19 protein-coding genes are annotated in these 14,061 nt (G+C 67.5%); 4 read left to right on the top strand and 15 right to left on the bottom strand.

Features of this window, described 5'->3' with window-relative positions; translation table 11 throughout:
• Positions 1 to 19: 19 nt before the first annotated feature.
• The 6 genes from KY493_RS01170 to coxB form a co-directional block, all read right to left on the bottom strand.
• Complete coding sequence (locus KY493_RS01170; RefSeq protein ID WP_219897190.1) at positions 20 to 925, bottom strand: cytochrome c oxidase subunit 3; 906 nt, start codon at positions 923 to 925, stop codon at positions 20 to 22.
• A gap of 88 nt (positions 926 to 1,013) precedes the next feature.
• On the bottom strand, positions 1,014 to 1,547 hold the full coding sequence (locus KY493_RS01165; protein ID WP_219897189.1) for a cytochrome c oxidase assembly protein: 534 nt from the start codon (positions 1,545 to 1,547) through the stop codon (positions 1,014 to 1,016).
• On the bottom strand, positions 1,544 to 1,789 hold the full coding sequence (locus tag KY493_RS01160) for a hypothetical protein (RefSeq protein WP_219898618.1): 246 nt from the start codon (positions 1,787 to 1,789) through the stop codon (positions 1,544 to 1,546). Before KY493_RS01160 ends, KY493_RS01165 begins: the two co-directional genes overlap by 4 nt.
• A 5-nt stretch (positions 1,790 to 1,794) precedes the next feature.
• On the bottom strand, positions 1,795 to 2,787 hold the full coding sequence (locus KY493_RS01155) for a heme o synthase (RefSeq protein ID WP_219897188.1): 993 nt from the start codon (positions 2,785 to 2,787) through the stop codon (positions 1,795 to 1,797).
• Between the two features lie 114 nt (positions 2,788 to 2,901).
• Positions 2,902 to 4,581 carry a cytochrome c oxidase subunit I gene (ctaD, locus tag KY493_RS01150; protein ID WP_370627342.1) on the bottom strand — a complete coding sequence of 560 codons (1,680 nt, stop codon included), beginning with the start codon at positions 4,579 to 4,581 and terminating at the stop codon, positions 2,902 to 2,904.
• A 17-nt stretch (positions 4,582 to 4,598) separates the two neighbouring features.
• Positions 4,599 to 5,642, bottom strand: coding sequence for a cytochrome c oxidase subunit II (gene coxB, locus KY493_RS01145; RefSeq protein WP_219897187.1), 1,044 nt, complete (start codon positions 5,640 to 5,642; stop codon positions 4,599 to 4,601).
• 249 nt (positions 5,643 to 5,891) lie between these two features.
• On the opposite strand from coxB, the gene KY493_RS01140 reads away from it, so the two are divergent.
• Genes KY493_RS01140 through KY493_RS01130 form a run of 3 tightly spaced genes read left to right on the top strand, consistent with a single transcriptional unit; the run spans position 5,892 to position 7,617 of the window.
• Entirely contained in the window at positions 5,892 to 6,254 is a 363-nt protein-coding gene (locus KY493_RS01140) for a PadR family transcriptional regulator (protein WP_219897186.1), read from the top strand.
• Positions 6,251 to 6,844: a DUF1700 domain-containing protein gene (locus KY493_RS01135; protein WP_219897185.1), complete on the top strand. Its 594-nt coding sequence runs from the start codon at positions 6,251 to 6,253 to the stop codon at positions 6,842 to 6,844. The genes KY493_RS01140 and KY493_RS01135 overlap by 4 nt, the downstream gene beginning before the upstream one ends.
• A complete protein-coding gene (locus KY493_RS01130) occupies positions 6,841 to 7,617 on the top strand; it encodes a GIN domain-containing protein (protein WP_219897184.1) in 777 nt (258 codons plus the stop codon). Before KY493_RS01135 ends, KY493_RS01130 begins: the two co-directional genes overlap by 4 nt.
• Positions 7,618 to 7,673: 56 nt before the next feature.
• Here the strand turns inward: KY493_RS01130 and ybgC are convergent, their stop codons facing one another.
• From ybgC to KY493_RS01085, 9 genes are read right to left on the bottom strand one after another with little or no spacing between them, the layout of a single operon-like run.
• Positions 7,674 to 8,123, bottom strand: a complete 450-nt coding sequence (ybgC, locus tag KY493_RS01125) for a tol-pal system-associated acyl-CoA thioesterase (RefSeq protein ID WP_219897183.1) — start codon at positions 8,121 to 8,123, stop codon at positions 7,674 to 7,676.
• Positions 8,120 to 9,304 carry an ATP-binding protein gene (locus KY493_RS01120; protein WP_219897182.1) on the bottom strand — a complete coding sequence of 395 codons (1,185 nt, stop codon included), beginning with the start codon at positions 9,302 to 9,304 and terminating at the stop codon, positions 8,120 to 8,122. The genes ybgC and KY493_RS01120 overlap by 4 nt, the downstream gene beginning before the upstream one ends.
• A 59-nt stretch (positions 9,305 to 9,363) precedes the next feature.
• Entirely contained in the window at positions 9,364 to 10,386 is a 1,023-nt protein-coding gene (gene ruvB / locus KY493_RS01115) for a Holliday junction branch migration DNA helicase RuvB (protein WP_219897181.1), read from the bottom strand.
• Positions 10,383 to 11,000, bottom strand: a complete 618-nt coding sequence (ruvA, locus tag KY493_RS01110; protein WP_219897180.1) for a Holliday junction branch migration protein RuvA — start codon at positions 10,998 to 11,000, stop codon at positions 10,383 to 10,385. The genes ruvB and ruvA overlap by 4 nt, the downstream gene beginning before the upstream one ends.
• Positions 10,997 to 11,515 carry a crossover junction endodeoxyribonuclease RuvC gene (ruvC, locus tag KY493_RS01105; protein WP_219897179.1) on the bottom strand — a complete coding sequence of 173 codons (519 nt, stop codon included), beginning with the start codon at positions 11,513 to 11,515 and terminating at the stop codon, positions 10,997 to 10,999. The genes ruvA and ruvC overlap by 4 nt, the downstream gene beginning before the upstream one ends.
• A gap of 45 nt (positions 11,516 to 11,560) precedes the next feature.
• The gene (locus tag KY493_RS01100) at positions 11,561 to 12,262 is read right to left on the bottom strand and encodes an MgtC/SapB family protein (protein ID WP_219897178.1); all 702 of its coding nucleotides are present in this window, start codon (positions 12,260 to 12,262) and stop codon (positions 11,561 to 11,563) included.
• 54 nt (positions 12,263 to 12,316) lie between these two features.
• The gene (locus tag KY493_RS01095) at positions 12,317 to 12,595 is read right to left on the bottom strand and encodes a type II toxin-antitoxin system RelE/ParE family toxin (RefSeq protein ID WP_219897177.1); all 279 of its coding nucleotides are present in this window, start codon (positions 12,593 to 12,595) and stop codon (positions 12,317 to 12,319) included.
• On the bottom strand, positions 12,592 to 12,840 hold the full coding sequence (locus KY493_RS01090; protein ID WP_219897176.1) for a CopG family ribbon-helix-helix protein: 249 nt from the start codon (positions 12,838 to 12,840) through the stop codon (positions 12,592 to 12,594). The genes KY493_RS01095 and KY493_RS01090 overlap by 4 nt, the downstream gene beginning before the upstream one ends.
• A gap of 35 nt (positions 12,841 to 12,875) precedes the next feature.
• Positions 12,876 to 13,649: a YebC/PmpR family DNA-binding transcriptional regulator gene (locus KY493_RS01085; RefSeq protein WP_219897175.1), complete on the bottom strand. Its 774-nt coding sequence runs from the start codon at positions 13,647 to 13,649 to the stop codon at positions 12,876 to 12,878.
• A gap of 168 nt (positions 13,650 to 13,817) precedes the next feature.
• Here KY493_RS01085 and KY493_RS01080 point away from each other — a divergent pair, with 168 nt between their 5' ends.
• Positions 13,818 to 14,018, top strand: coding sequence for a hypothetical protein (locus KY493_RS01080; RefSeq protein WP_219897174.1), 201 nt, complete (start codon positions 13,818 to 13,820; stop codon positions 14,016 to 14,018).
• The last annotated feature ends 43 nt before the right edge of the window (positions 14,019 to 14,061 follow it).

Genomic DNA, 14,061 nt, shown 5'->3' with positions numbered 1-14,061 from the left:
CGCGAGACCCGCCCTTCGATCAACCGAAGACGACGTAGACGAAGGCGAACAGGAACAGCCAGACCACGTCCACGAAATGCCAGTACCAGGCCGCCGCCTCGAAGCCGAAATGCTTCTCGGGCGTCAGATGGCCCTTGATCAGGCGCAGCAGGCAGACGGCCAGGAAGATCGTTCCCACCAGAACGTGGAAGCCGTGAAAGCCCGTGGCCAGGAAGAACACCGAACCATACAGGCCCGAGTTCAGCGCCTCTTCGTTGAAGAACAGGTTCTCGTGGATGATGTGGTTGTATTCATAGGCCTGCACGAAGGTGAACAGCACGCCCAGCACGACGGTGATGATCAGCGCCAGCCTGGCTCCGGCCCGGTCGCCCACCTGCACCGCATGGTGCGCCCAGGTGACGGTGCAGCCGGACAGCAGCAGGGTCACGGTGTTCAGAAGCGGCAGCTGCCACGGGCTCAGCACCTCGACGCCCTGCGGCGGCCAGGTGGACCAGGCGGCGGCCGTGTCGGCCCAGGCTCCGACCTCCGGCGTCAGCGCCCGGCTCTCGTGGAACAGGGCCATGTCGAAGAACATCCAGAAGAAGGCGACAAAGAACATCACCTCCGAGGCGATGAACAGGATCATGCCGTAGCGCAGGCCCAGCGACACCACCGGCGTGTGGTCGCCGACGCGGCCTTCCTTGATCACGTCCGACCACCAGCCGGCCATGCAGATCAGCACCCCCGCGAGCCCCGCAAAGAACAGCGCCGGCTTGCCGTCGCTCAGCAGTTGCCCGGCGACGTCGTTGCCGGCCGGAACCAGGCCCTTCATCCAGACCACCGCGCCCAGAAACATCACAAAGGCGGCGAACGACGACACGAACGGCCAGATGCTTGGGTCCACCAGGTGATAGTCGTGGTGCGGCTTGGCGTGTGCGTCGGCCATGCGGATCCCTCTCCCCTCTCAGGCGGCGAGGCCGCCCTTTCTTTTCAGCTATAACCGCGGCTTTTCACCCGCGCCAGAGGTTGGCGCATCAGCCCGCCTGCGCCGCACCCTGTGTCGGATAGAAGGTGTAGGACAGGGTGATCTCGCGCACGCCCTGCGCCTCACGGTCCGTGGCGATCTCGGGGGCGATGAAATACTGAACCGGGAACTGACGCGTCTCGCCCGGCGCGATGGTCTGGCCGTCGAAGCAGAAGCACTGCAGCTTCTGAAAATAGGGGCCCGCCCGCTCGGGCACGACATTGTAGGCGGCGGTTGCGTAGATCGGCTGGTCCGAGGTGTTGGTCACGTCGAAATAGGCCATGCCGGTGGCGCCGATCCGCACCCGCTGGCTGACCTGCTCGGCGCGGAACCGCATGGGCAGGTCGCGCACATTGGTGTCGAACCGGATCAGCACCGTCTCGTCCAGCACGACGTCCGAGGCCTTGTCCGCCCGCATGGTCGTGCCGTCAAAGCCGGTCACCTGGCAGAACAGCCGGTACAGCGGCACGGCCGCAAAGGCTGCGCCCGTCATGCCCATCACCGCCAGCACGCAGGCCAGCGCGATCAGGTTCTTGCGGTTCACCGCTGAGTCTCCGGGCGGGCCGCGACGGACTGGGGCGGCGCGCCGCTGGGGGGAGAAAAGCTCGTGCCCGCCGCCTCCTGCGCGCGCATGCGCTCGGCCGTGGCGGCGGCGTCGTCCTGGTTCTGGTGCAGGCGCAGCACGGTGGTGGTGAACACCAGCACGATAAAGGCGACCAGCCCCAGCGCGATCCACAGGTTGCGGCGCTTGCGGGCCGCCAGTTCCTCGGGGCTCAGCGTGATCATGGCGTTCAGCCTCCCACCCCCGGCAGCGCCTCGACCAGAAGCGCCGCGAACAGGGCCATCAGATAAAGGATCGAAAAGGCGAACAGGTCGCGCGCCGGCTTGGCCTGCGCCCGCACGTCGTACAGCGCCGCCTCGCGCCCCACCGCTTCGGCCTTGTCCGGCTCGTCGCCGGCCCGCGAGCGGAACAGCCGCAGCGCCAGCAGCAGAAACGCCAGGCCGCCTAGAACCGCCACGGCCAGATAGATCGCGCCGCCCGGACCCACGATCCCGGGCGCGATGGCCACGGGCACGAACAGCAGCGAATAGACCAGGATCTGCAGCCGGGTCGATCGCGCGCCCCTGGCCACCGGCATCATGGGAATGCCGGCCTTGGCGTAGTCTCCGGCCGAATACAGCGCCAGCGCCCAGCTGTGCGGCGGCGTCCAAAGGAAGATGATCAAAAACAGCAGCCACGCCTGCCAGGGGGCCGTACCCGTCGCCGCCGCCCAGCCGATCACCGGCGGAAAGGCCCCCGCCGCCCCGCCGATGACGATATTCTGCGGCGTCCTGCGCTTCAGCAGCAGGGTGTAGAAGCCGGCGTAATAGACCACGGTCATCGCCAGCAGTCCCGCCGCCAGCCAGTTGGCGGTCATGCCCAGCAGCATCACGGAAAACACCGACAGGATGACGCCGAACGCCATGGCGTCATGGCCCCTTACCCGCCCGGCCGCCACGGGCCGCCCGCGCGTTCGCCGCATCAGGGCGTCGGTCTCGCCCTCCAGCGCCATGTTCAGGGCGCCCGCGGCCCCCGCCCCGCAGGCGATGCACAGGATGGCGATCGCGGCCGCCAGCGGATGCAGCGCCCCGCCGCCATGCGTCTGGGCCACGATCAGGCCCGTCGCGGCGGTGAACACCACCAGCGACATGACGCGCGGCTTCAGCAGCTGAAAGAAGTCCTCCGGCTGCGCGGTCGAGATCGCGCTCGCCCGTCCGTCCTGTCTCGCCTCGCTGTGCGCCATGCGCGCTGTCTACTCCGAACCCGAGGTCCTGTCGCCGGGACCATCTGTCCGATGACGGCGAAAGCGAAAGGCCCGGACGATCTATCCGGGCCTTTGCCGTGTATTGTTCCGGCCCTAGTGCCGCTCGGCCTTGACCACGGGCAGTTCGTTGAACTGGTGCTGCGGTGGGGGCGAGGACAGGGTCCACTCCAGGGTGGTCGCGCCTTCGCCCCACGGATTGGCCACGCCCTTGCGGCGACGCACGGCGGCCTCCAGCAGCATCAGCAGGAAGACGCCGACGCCGATGATGGTGACCACATAGCCCCACGACGACACCTGGTTCCACAGGGTGTAGGCCTCGGGATAGTCGATGTAGCGGCGCGGCATGCCCTGCAGCCCCAGGAAGTGCTGCGGGAAGAACACCAGGTTCACCCCGACGAACATGATCCAGAAGTGCGCGGCGCCCAGGAACTCGTTGTACTTCACCCCGAACATCTTCTCGAACCAGTAGTAGAAGCCCGCGAAGATCGAGAAGATCGCGCCCAGCGACAGCACATAGTGGAAGTGGGCGACCACGTAATAGGTGTCGTGCAGGCTGTAATCGATGCCGGCGTTCGACAGCACCACGCCGGTCACGCCGCCGACGGTGAACAGGAAGATAAAGCCGATCGCCCACAGCATCGGCGTCTTGAAGCTGATCGACCCGCCCCACATGGTGGCGATCCAGGAGAAGATCTTCACTCCGGTCGGCACGGCGATGATCATGGTCGCGGCCACGAAATAGGCGCGCAGGTTGATGCTCATGCCGACCGTGTACATGTGGTGCGCCCACACGATGAAGCCGATGAAGCCGATCGCCACCATCGCATAGGCCATGGCCAGGTAGCCGAAGATCGGCTTGCGGCTGAAGGTCGAGACGATGTGGCTGACGATGCCGAAGCCCGGCAGGATCATGATGTAGACTTCGGGGTGGCCGAAGAACCAGAACAGGTGCTGGTACATGACCGGATCGCCGCCGCCGGCCGGATTGAAGAAGCTGGTGCCGAAGTTGCGGTCCGTCAGCAGCATGGTGATGGCGCCCGCCAGAACCGGCAGCGACAGCAACAACAGAAAGGCCGTGATCAGCACGCCCCAGGCGAACAGCGGCATGCGGTGCAGCGTCATGCCCGGCGCGCGCATGTTGAAGATGGTGGTGATGAAGTTGATCGCGCCCAGGATGGAGCTGGCGCCCGCCACGTGCAGGGCGAAGATGGCCAGGTCGAACGACGGCCCGGTGTGGCCGGTGGTCGACAGGGGCGGATAGGCCGTCCAGCCGCCGCCGAAGCCGCGACCCGGCCCGCCGTCCACGAACAGGCTCAGGCACAGCAGCAGGAAGGCGAAGAACAGCAGCCAGAACGAGATGTTGTTCAGGCGCGGAAACGCCATGTCCGGCGCCCCGATCATGATCGGGGTGAAGTAGTTGGCGAAGCCGCCCATGGTCGCGGGCATGACCACAAAGAACACCATGATCAGGGCGTGCGCCGTGACGGTGACGTTGTAGCCGTGCTTGGACGCCTCCACGAGGCCGAGGTTCTGGATGATCGAGCCTTCGCGGAACAGCTGAATGCCCGGCTCGGCCAGCTCCCAGCGGATCAGGCCGGACAGGGCGCCGCCCAGAAGCCCCGCGAAGATCGCAAAGCCCAGGTAGAGCAGGCCGATGTCCTTGTGGTTCGTGGACATGAACCAGCGGGTAAAGAAGCCCATCTTGTGGCCGTGGTCGGCCGGATGGTGCTGGTCTGCGTGAACGTCGCGCGGATGAAGGGTCGCGTCAGCCATGGATCTCTGCTCGCCTCTTACTGGGCGGCCGGCGCGGCGGCGGCCGGCGCGGCGGGCTGGGCCGGCGCGGTCGCCGGCTCGGTCGGGTTCTGGGGAATGGCGGCGGTGGCGCCGACGGGCTGGGTCTGGGCGGCGGGCGCCTGTCCCTGCGTCGGGCCGGTCGAGGCCTGGCCGACCACGGGCGAGCCCGTTGTGCCGGCCGCGTTCTGCGCCGCCGTGCCGCCGGCGGGCGCCGCGCCCGGAGGGGTCATGGAGCCGCCCTTGGAGGCGACCCAGCGCTCGAACTCGGCCTGGGTCACCACATTGATCTGGATCGGCATAAAGGCGTGATCGACGCCGCAAAGTTCCGAGCACTGGCCATAGAAGACGCCGGTGCGCTCGGCGCGGAACCAGGTCTCGTTGACCCGGCCGGGCACCGCGTCCGTCTTCAGACCAAAGGCTGGCAGGGCGACGGCGTGGATCACGTCGGCGGCGGTGACCAGCAGGCGCACGGTCTGGCCGACCGGCACCACCATCGGCTCGTCGGCGGCCAGGCGATACGGCACGCCCCGCGACCGCGCCTCGGCTTCGGGCAGCATGTTGGAGACGTATTCCGGCACCGCCTGGTCCGGATATTCATAGGCCCAGTTCCACTGGTTGCCGGTCACCTTCACCGTCAGGTCGGGCTCGGGCATGTCGTGGTAGGCGAACAGCAGCCGGAACGAGAACAGGGCGATGCCGACCAGGATCACGACCGGCGCCACCGTCCAGATGATCTCGACGGTGGTGTTGTGGCTCCAGCGCGCCGGCGTCGGATTGGCCCGCTTGTTGTAGCGCACCACGATCCAGATCAGCAGGCCCAGGACCAGCAGGGTGATCACCGTGATGATCGGCATCAGCACGATGTTGTGGAAGAAGATGGCGTCGTGCTTCAGCGGCGCGGCCGCCGGCTGCAGATCGATGCCGCCCGGCGTCGGCTGACCCATCAGGTCCTGCGCGGCGGCAAGACCCGCCGTCATCGCCGTCAGCGCGAAAACTCCCGCGCCCCAGGCTGCCCTGCGGGCTGTGCTGCCCATCCCCATGCGAGCCGTCCCTCGTGTAAGTCGTTCTGCCGCAAGCCTTTGCGAACAAATCGCAACTGCTCCGCACGGCGTTTTCGCCGCACGCTCCCTATGGTCCGTCCGTATCGGATCATGTCTGGCTTGCCAAGCGATCAGCGACGCCGCGTCCGCTCGCAAACCACTGGGATTAAATCGATGTCATGTTTCGACAGCTACCTTGCGCCGCATGATACCTGTCGGTAGTCTCCCTCCATCACAGGAGAAACCGAGGTGCCTGAAACCATCGAGATACAGCTGAAGAAGGGCGTGCTGGGCCTTTGCGTCCTGGCCCTTCTGCACCGGGCGGACAGCTACGCCTATGAGATCGCCAGCCGCCTGTCCGACGCCATCGGCATGGGCGAGGGGACCATCTATCCGCTGATGCGCCGCATGCAGTCGGACGGCTTGGTCGAGACCTATCTGGTCGAATCCTCGGCCGGACCGTCGCGCAAATACTATCGCCTGACGCCCGCCGGTCGCTCGGCCTTCGAGGCTCAGTCCGCGGAATGGTCCGCCTTCGCCCGCTCGGTCGACGCCGTCGTCGCCGACACGGCCATCCAATCCACCCCTGAACCCACGGGAGCCGCCCAATGACGCGCGCCGACTTCCTTCGTCGCCTGAAGGCCGGCCTGGTCGGCCTGCCGACCTCCACCGCCTCCGACATCCTCAACGACTACGAGGCCCATTTCGACGACGGCCTGGCCGCCGGCCGCACCGAGGCCCAGGTCTCGGCCGCCCTTGGCGACCCTGACCGCCTGGCCCGCGAACTGAAGGCCGAGGCGGGCATCCAGCGCTGGCGTCAGGAAAAGAACCCGTCGGCCGCCGCCTCCGCCGTCTTCGCGGTGCTGGGCCTGGGCGCGCTGGACATCCTGATCCTGCTGCCGATCTTCATGGGCGTGGTCGGGGCCTTGTTCGGCTTCTACATCGCCGCCATCGGCCTGTTCTTCGGCGGCGGCGCGATCATGGTGGCCGGTCCCTTCGCGGGCTTTCCCGGCGGACCGCTGGCCGCGATCCTGATGGGTCTCGCCTTCATGGCCGGCGGCGTCTTCATCGCCGCCCTGACCACCGTCTTCACCATCTGGCTGGTCAATGGAACCGTGTGGTTCGCCCGCCTGCACTATCGCCTGCTCAAGCCCGCGCTTGAGCCCCAGTCCACGACCTACGCCCAGGAGGCCGCCCAATGATCCGGACCCTGTTCATCATCGCCGGCGCCGCGCTGGTGCTGTGCATCGTCACCGCCGGCGGCGCGGTCGCCATCGGCGGCCAGGACCTTCAGCGCCACGGCTGGGCCTGGACCTTCCGTGACGAGGACGGCGACGCCGTTCGCTTCGAGCGGGTCGACGGGGCCGACGAGCCCGACGTCAGCCGCACCCTCGCCTGGACGGGCGGCCAGCGGCTGGTCAACACCACGCCCTTCGACGTCGAATACCGTCAGGGGCCGACCCCCTCCGTCGTGGTCACCGGTCCCCAGGCCTGGAACGACCGCGTCCAGCTGGCCGACGGCGTGCTGCGCCTGGCCGACGGGCCGGTAAACGAGGAGGCGGTGATCCGCTGGAGCGGCCACAACATCACCGGTCGCTCGTTCGACGAGGCCGTCCGCATCGTGGTCACCGCCCCGAACATCGCCGCCTTCGAGGTGCAGGGCTCGGGCGACCTGGACATCCAGGGCTATGACCAGCCCGCGCTCAGCGTCGCGGTCTCCGGCTCGGCCGACGTCATGGCGCAGGGCCGCACCGAGGCTCTGGACGTCGCCATCAACGGCTCGGGCGACGCCGCCCTGACCGACCTGACGACCCAGACCGCTCGTGTGGTCGTCTCCGGCTCCGGCGACGTGGGCGTCTCGCCTCGCGGCGAGGCCAATGTGACCATCAACGGCTCGGGTGACGTAAGCCTGGGCACCCGCCCCACGCGTCTGATCTCCGAGTTGAACGGCTCGGGCGAGATCATCCAGGACTGACGGCCGCCGCTTCGGCCGGCTGCACGCCTCTCCGCCTCGCGCGGGGAGGCGTTCTGCTATCCGGCGGGCGCCAGCCAGGGCGAGACCTTTTCGACCAGGGCCCGCGTCGGGCGGCGCGGCCGTCCGTCCAGATGGATGCACACCGCCGTCACCTCGGCCCGGCACAGCACCTCGCCGCCCCGCTCGACGCTCTGGCGGATCAACAGGCGCGGCCCCTTCACCGCCTCATAAAGGGTGCGAACCACAAGCGCGTCGTCGATCCGCGCGGGCTTCAGAAAGCTCAGCGTCATCTCCGACACCACAAAGGCCAGCGGCTCTGATCCCTCCAGCAGTTCGGCGTGGCCGATGCCCATGGCGCGCAGGCAGTCCGAGCGTCCCCGCTCGAAATAGCGCACATAGTTCGCGTGATAGACCAGGCCGGTGAAGTCGGTGTCTTCGTAATACACCCGCACCGGCAACAGGTGCGCGCGCCCGTCAAAACGTCCGGCGGTCGGCTGATCGATCATGCGCCCTCGAACGGCATCGTCCGCCTCATGAACTGATCGAAAAGAGGGACCGTAAAAGCGGTGTCGCCGTGGGCGGGGCTGAAAATCATGCCTTTTGTGATCAGGCTGGCCCGCGTGGGACCCGTGCTGGTAATCTTGACGCCCAGCTTGGCCGCGATGTCGCCTGACCGATGCGGTCCTTCTCCCAACGCCGCCATCGCGCTGAGATAGCGTTTCTCGGAAGGATTCAGGCGGTCAAACCGCACCCGAAAGAAACTACGATCAAGTCGCTCCAGGGCCGTGGGCGTGGCGCGCTCCACATCGGCCTTGTCGATCGGACTCGCGTCCGTCGCCAGCCACGCATGGTAGCCCCACTCCTGCAAGAAGTATGGATAGCCCTCGGTAATGTCAAAGATGGCGCGAACCGCGTCCGGCGTGATGCTTGCACCTTCGTCCTCTACGGGCGAAACCAGAGCGCGCGAAGCGTCCTCGAAGTTCAGCGGGCCGGCCGGCGGGAAATCGAACAATCGTTCTGCGTACGACTTGGATCGACCCGTCAGCCCGACCAGTTGGGGCAGGCCGGCGCCGATCAGCACCACAGGCAACTGCTTCTGCGAGGCCTTGTGAAAGGCCATGATCAGCGCGCTCATCTCGAGTTCGCTGAGATACTGAAGCTCATCCAGAATGATCGCTACCGCCGTTTGTCGTTCGCGGGCCGCCTCGCCGACCGCGATCAGAAGATCAGGCAGATCGGCCTCCAAGTCGCCGCTGTCGGCGACACCCGGCTCCGCTTCTCCGTCGAGGCTGATCTCGAAATCGTTGTACTTGACTCTGATCGCGGCCGCGAAACCCCGCAGCGCGCGAAAGGCTCGCTTAGCGGCGGCGCTGACCTGTTCCCCCCGATCCAGCTTCAGGATCAGGCTCCGCAATGCGGGCGCGAGCAGGGCTGGCAAACTTTTGTGCTCAGGCGCTTCTATCAATTCCGCCAGATACCCTTGCTCTTCGGCCAAGGCCTGGATGCGGTTCAGGACAACCGTCTTGCCGACGCCCCTCAACCCCACGATCATCAAACTCTTGGTCGGGCGCCCACGCTTGATGCGGCCAAGAGTGACGGCGGCCTGATCCAGGATCGCCTGGCGTCCTGCCAATTCCGGCGGGGGCGACCCCGCACCCGGGACGAAAGGGTTCTGAATGGGGTCCATATGAAGACCTTATACGATTATAGTCTCTTGGCGCTATAAATCTGAAATCTTTGTAGACCTCAATTGAACAGGCCGCTTTGCGCCGGCGGCTGCGGCGGCGCGGTCAGGCCCAGGTGCTCATAGGCGCGCGCGCAGGCCATTCGCCCGCGCGGCGTGCGCTGGATAAAACCCTGCTGCAGCAGATAGGGCTCGATCACGTCCTCCACCGCGTCGCGCGCCTCGGCGATGGCGGCGGCCAGGGTGTCCATGCCGACCGGCCCGCCGCCATAGTTCTCGATCAGGGCCTTGAGAAAGCGCCGGTCCAGCGAATCCAGCCCCGCCTCGTCGACCTCCAGCCGCGCCAAGGATCGCGCCGCCACCAGCCGGTCGATGACCTCGGCCCCCTCGGCCGTGGCGAAGTCCCGCACGCGCCTGAGCAGGCGCCCTGCAATGCGCGGCGTGCCCCGCGCCCGCGAGGCGATCTCGCGCGCGCCGCCCTCGTCGATCGGCGCGCCCATCTTGCGCGCCGCGCCCCGGATCACCGCCGTCAGTTCGTCCGGCGTATAGAACTCCAGCCTCAGCGGAATGCCGAACCGATCCCGCAGCGGCGTGGCCAGCAGACCCGCCCGCGTCGTCGCCCCCACCAGGGTGAAGGGCGCCAGATCGATCCGCACCGTGCGCGCCGACGGCCCCTCGCCGATGATCAGGTCCAGCACATGGTCCTCCATGGCCGGATACAGGATCTCCTCCACCTGCGGCGCGAGGCGGTGGATCTCGTCGATGAACAGGACGTCGCGCGGCTCCAGATTGGTCAGGATCGCCGCCAGGTCTCCTGCCTTGGCCAGGATCGGCCCCGACGTCGCGCGGAACCCCACCCCCAGTTCGCGCGACACGATCTGCGCCAGCGTGGTCTTGCCCAGGCCCGGCGGGCCGAACAGCAGCACATGGTCCAGCGCCTCGCCCCGCGCCCGCGCCGCATCGATGAAGACCTTCAGATTGCCCTTGGCCGCGGACTGACCGACAAACTCCGACAGCGTTTGCGGCCGCAGCGCGCGGTCGTACTGTTCGCCGCCCGACGCTTCCGGAGAGATCACGCGGTTCACCGTCCCAGCTCCTGCAGGGCCGCCCGGATCACGGCCGACAGTTCGGCCTCGTCACCCAGCCGGATCAGCGCCTGATCCACCGCCCGGCGTGCGTTCACCTCGGCGATGCCCAGGCCGAGCAGCGCCGACACGGCTTCGCCGGCCAGGCTCGGCGGTGGTGGCGCGATCTCGACATGCACGCCGGCGGCGACGGGCGCGAACACCCCGTCCGTCAGCGTCTTGCCCTTCAGCTCGGTAACGATGCGCAAGGCGAGCTTGGAGCCCACCCCGTTCGCCCGCGCCACCGCCGCCTTGTCCTCGCGGGCCACCGCCGAGGCCAGCTCGCCCGGCGGCAGCACGTCCAGCACCGCCAGCGCCGCCTTGGGCCCCACGCCCTGAATGGCCAGCAGCGTCGTGAACGCCCGCCGCTCGTCGCGGGAGAGGAACCCATAGAGGCGCGGTCCCTGGTCCTCGCTCCATTGGCTATGGATGTAGAGGATCGCCTCGTCCCCCGGCGCCGGCAATCGCCCCAGCGTCCGCGCCCCGCACGACGCCACATAGCCGACGCCCGCGCAGTCGATGACGCAGTCCGCCTCGCCGACCTCCGCCAGCACGCCTCGCAACCTGCCGATCACGCGGCGCCCCGGTGCATGGCCTCGATCAACGAGCGCTTGCGCAGCTGCGCATGGGTGATCGCCACCGCCAGCGCGTCGGCCGCATCCGCCTTCACCTCGCCGCAGGTCGGCAGCAGCCGCTTGACCATGAAGGCGATCTGGCTCTTGTCCGCATGGCCCGCGCCGACCACCGCCTTCTTGATCAGGGTGGCCGAATATTCGGCGACCGGCAGTCCGGCCCGGGCCGGCGCCAGCATCACCGCCGCCCGCGCATGCCCCAGCTTCAGCGTCGAGGACGGATTGACGTTGACGAACACCTCCTCGATCGCCGCCTCTTCGCAGCCGTGATCGGCGCAGATCGCGCCGACATGCTCCAGCAGGTGCAGCAGCCGCTCGGGGAAGGGCGCGGCCTCGGGCGGCGCCACGACGCCATGAGAAATCCAGCGCAAGCGCGAACCGTCGCTTTCGATCACGCCCCAGCCGGTGCGGCGCAGGCCGGGGTCCAGCCCCAGGATTCGGATCGGGTTGTTCGCCATCCGTTCCCTTCTGCCCGAAAGACGGTTAGCGAGCAATGAAGGGCCTCAGTCGTCTCGCGGATCGAAGCGATAGGCGGTGACCGCCTCCATTCGGCACAAGGCTTCCGCGAGCGTCTTGAGTTGATCCTCCGTCCCGGCCTTCAGCTTCCAGCTGCGCCGGATCAGCCGACCCTGCTCGACCAGCTCGAATCGATCATGCCGCGTCTCCGGATCGACGCTGTGGAACAGGCGCTCTATCTCCGGCTCCGGAGAGGGGTCCTCGCGTCGCCAGCAGACCTCGGCGTCCACCAGCGCCTTGGCCGGCATCATCCTGGACACCAGCCGCAGGCCGGTCAGGATGCCGACCGTGACCAGCGTTCCGGCCGCGCCGAGGCCGAACAGGCCCGCTCCGAACAGCACGCCCAACGCCGACGCCATCCAGAGAGACGCGGCCGTAGTCAGCCCGTGCACCGAAAAGCCGGTGCGAAAGATCACGCCGGCGCACAGAAAGCCGATCCCCGTCAGCACCCCATGCGCCATCCGCGTCGGGTCGGTGACGATGTTCTCGTCCGGCAGCGCCTCGAACGCCCAGTCGCCCTGCGACATCGCCGCCAGCATCAGCAGGCACGACGCCAGCGAGACCAGCAGATGCGTCCGCAGGCCCGCCGCCCGCCCGCGCCACTCCCGCTCAAGCCCGATCAGCCCTCCGGCCAGCACCGCCCCGATCACGGGCGGGGCATAGTCGGCGAAACGGGCGAACTCGATCATCCGCAGCGAACGGATGCTCCGTGCACGGCGTTCCGGAGGTGCGCGGATCGGACGCTATTCGAACGGTTCTCGGCTGCCGTGCCAGATACGGACGATCTCCAGGTCCTCGGAGCGCAGCCTGTAGATCACGATGTACGGCGTGCGATGCACCACCAGTTCGCGCGTGCCTGGATCCTTGCCCGGCCGACCCTTGCGTGGGAAGTCGCCGAGACTTTCGACAGCATCCACGATACGCATTTCGACCGCATCAGCCGTGTTGCGCCGGTCAGCCGCGATAAAGGTCCACGCATCTACGAGGTCGGCTTCGGCCTCGGGTGACCAGATGACCTTCACAGACGGGCGCGCTTGGCCTGACGAGCGCGGAGCCGGGCGACGACGTCTTCGTGCGGCACGCCCCTTCCCGCATCAAGCGAGGCCAGCCCCGCTTCTACCGCGGCATGAAAGGCCGCATCATCCGCCGCCAGTTGGGACACGGCCTGTGTCACGATCTCGTCCACCGGAACACGCCTGGCGTCCGCCAGGGCGTCCAACTTGGCCTTTACGGCGTCGTCCAGGGCGATCGTCACATGCACCGTCATGCGGCGAGCCTAGCACGACCCTCGAACGTCCGAAATCACCCCGCGTACTTGGCGGCGTCCTCGTCGGAGATGTCCTCGTTGGAATAGACGTTCTGCACGTCGTCCTCGGCGTCCAGCGCGTCCAGCAGCTTGAACAGCGTGCCGACCGCCTCGCCGGTGACCGGAACGTCGGACTGGGGCTTCCACACGATGGCGGTGGACTTGGGATCGCCCAGCACCTTGGACATGGCGTCGGCGACCTCGTTCAGGTCCTCGAACGCGGTCCAGATGGTGTGGCCGGGCGCGTCCTCGTAGATGTCGGGCTTGACCAGGTCGCTTTCGACGTCGGAGGCGCCGGCCTCGATCGCGGCCTCCATCACCGCGTCCTCGGATCCAGCCTCGGCCGGGTAGACGATCTTGCCGACCTTGTCCCACATGAAGGCGACCGAGTTCATCTCGCCCAGCGCCCCGCCGTTCTTGGAAAAGGCCGAACGGATGTTGGAGCCGGCGCGGTTGCGGTTGTCGGTCAGGGCCTCGACGATGATGCCCACCCCGCCAGGGCCGCGCCCCTCGTAGCGGACCTCCTCCATCGTATCGACGTCGCCGCCGGCGGCCTTGTTGATGGCGCGCTGGATCACGTCCTTGGGCAGGCTTTCGGCCTTGGCGTTGTTGACGGCCAGGCGCAGGCGCGGGTTCAGCGCCGGGTCGGGCATGCCTGACTTGGCCGCCACCGTGATGTCGCGCGACAGCTTGGAGAACAGCTTGGAACGCTGCGCATCGGCGCGTCCCTTGCGGTGCATGATGTTCTTGAACTTCGAATGGCCGGCCATGGGATCGTCTTGGAAGTCTGTGAGGAGACGTGGAATCTTGAGTTCGGCGTCCTAGCCGACCCGCGCCATCCTGTCACGATGGCGGCGCTCGAGGGAACCTTGGCCTTGGCTCGAGGATTGTCGGCAGGCGCGCGGTAGGGGCGCGCATCTTTTCAGAAAGGCGTCTCCATGGACCGCGAAATCCCCGTCAACGTCGTCGAGGACTACGAGGACGACGCCTATGACGACGCCGACATCGTCGAATGGTACGAGGCGCGCCCGGTGACCGTGCCCACCGCCGTCGCCGCCGGCTCGGTCATCGCCGCCTTTGCCCTCGGCGCCCTGACCGCCGCGGGCGTGCTTCTGCTGCTTCAGCGCCTGGACGACTGACGCCGAAGAATAAAGGAAGAGGCGGAGCCGAGGCCCCGCCCCT

The organism is Brevundimonas sp. PAMC22021, from assembly GCF_019443405.1.
Taxonomy (GTDB): domain Bacteria; phylum Pseudomonadota; class Alphaproteobacteria; order Caulobacterales; family Caulobacteraceae; genus Brevundimonas.
Note: the sequence above shows the minus strand (reverse complement) of the source record. Positions and strands in the feature narration are given on the sequence as shown.

Coding starts and splice junctions, on each gene's coding strand:
- KY493_RS01170 (WP_219897190.1), bottom strand. CDS start 925: ATGGCCGACGCACACGCCAAGCCGCACCACGACTATCACCTGGTGGAC.
- KY493_RS01160 (WP_219898618.1), bottom strand. CDS start 1,789: ATGATCACGCTGAGCCCCGAGGAACTGGCGGCCCGCAAGCGCCGCAAC.
- KY493_RS01155 (WP_219897188.1), bottom strand. CDS start 2,787: ATGGCGCACAGCGAGGCGAGACAGGACGGACGGGCGAGCGCGATCTCG.
- ctaD (WP_370627342.1), bottom strand. CDS start 4,581: ATGGCTGACGCGACCCTTCATCCGCGCGACGTTCACGCAGACCAGCAC.
- coxB (WP_219897187.1), bottom strand. CDS start 5,642: ATGGGGATGGGCAGCACAGCCCGCAGGGCAGCCTGGGGCGCGGGAGTT.
- KY493_RS01135 (WP_219897185.1), top strand. CDS start 6,251: ATGACGCGCGCCGACTTCCTTCGTCGCCTGAAGGCCGGCCTGGTCGGC.
- KY493_RS01130 (WP_219897184.1), top strand. CDS start 6,841: ATGATCCGGACCCTGTTCATCATCGCCGGCGCCGCGCTGGTGCTGTGC.
- ybgC (WP_219897183.1), bottom strand. CDS start 8,123: ATGATCGATCAGCCGACCGCCGGACGTTTTGACGGGCGCGCGCACCTG.
- KY493_RS01120 (WP_219897182.1), bottom strand. CDS start 9,304: ATGGACCCCATTCAGAACCCTTTCGTCCCGGGTGCGGGGTCGCCCCCG.
- ruvC (WP_219897179.1), bottom strand. CDS start 11,515: ATGGCGAACAACCCGATCCGAATCCTGGGGCTGGACCCCGGCCTGCGC.
- KY493_RS01100 (WP_219897178.1), bottom strand. CDS start 12,262: ATGATCGAGTTCGCCCGTTTCGCCGACTATGCCCCGCCCGTGATCGGG.
- KY493_RS01090 (WP_219897176.1), bottom strand. CDS start 12,840: ATGACGGTGCATGTGACGATCGCCCTGGACGACGCCGTAAAGGCCAAG.
- KY493_RS01085 (WP_219897175.1), bottom strand. CDS start 13,649: ATGGCCGGCCATTCGAAGTTCAAGAACATCATGCACCGCAAGGGACGC.
- KY493_RS01080 (WP_219897174.1), top strand. CDS start 13,818: ATGGACCGCGAAATCCCCGTCAACGTCGTCGAGGACTACGAGGACGAC.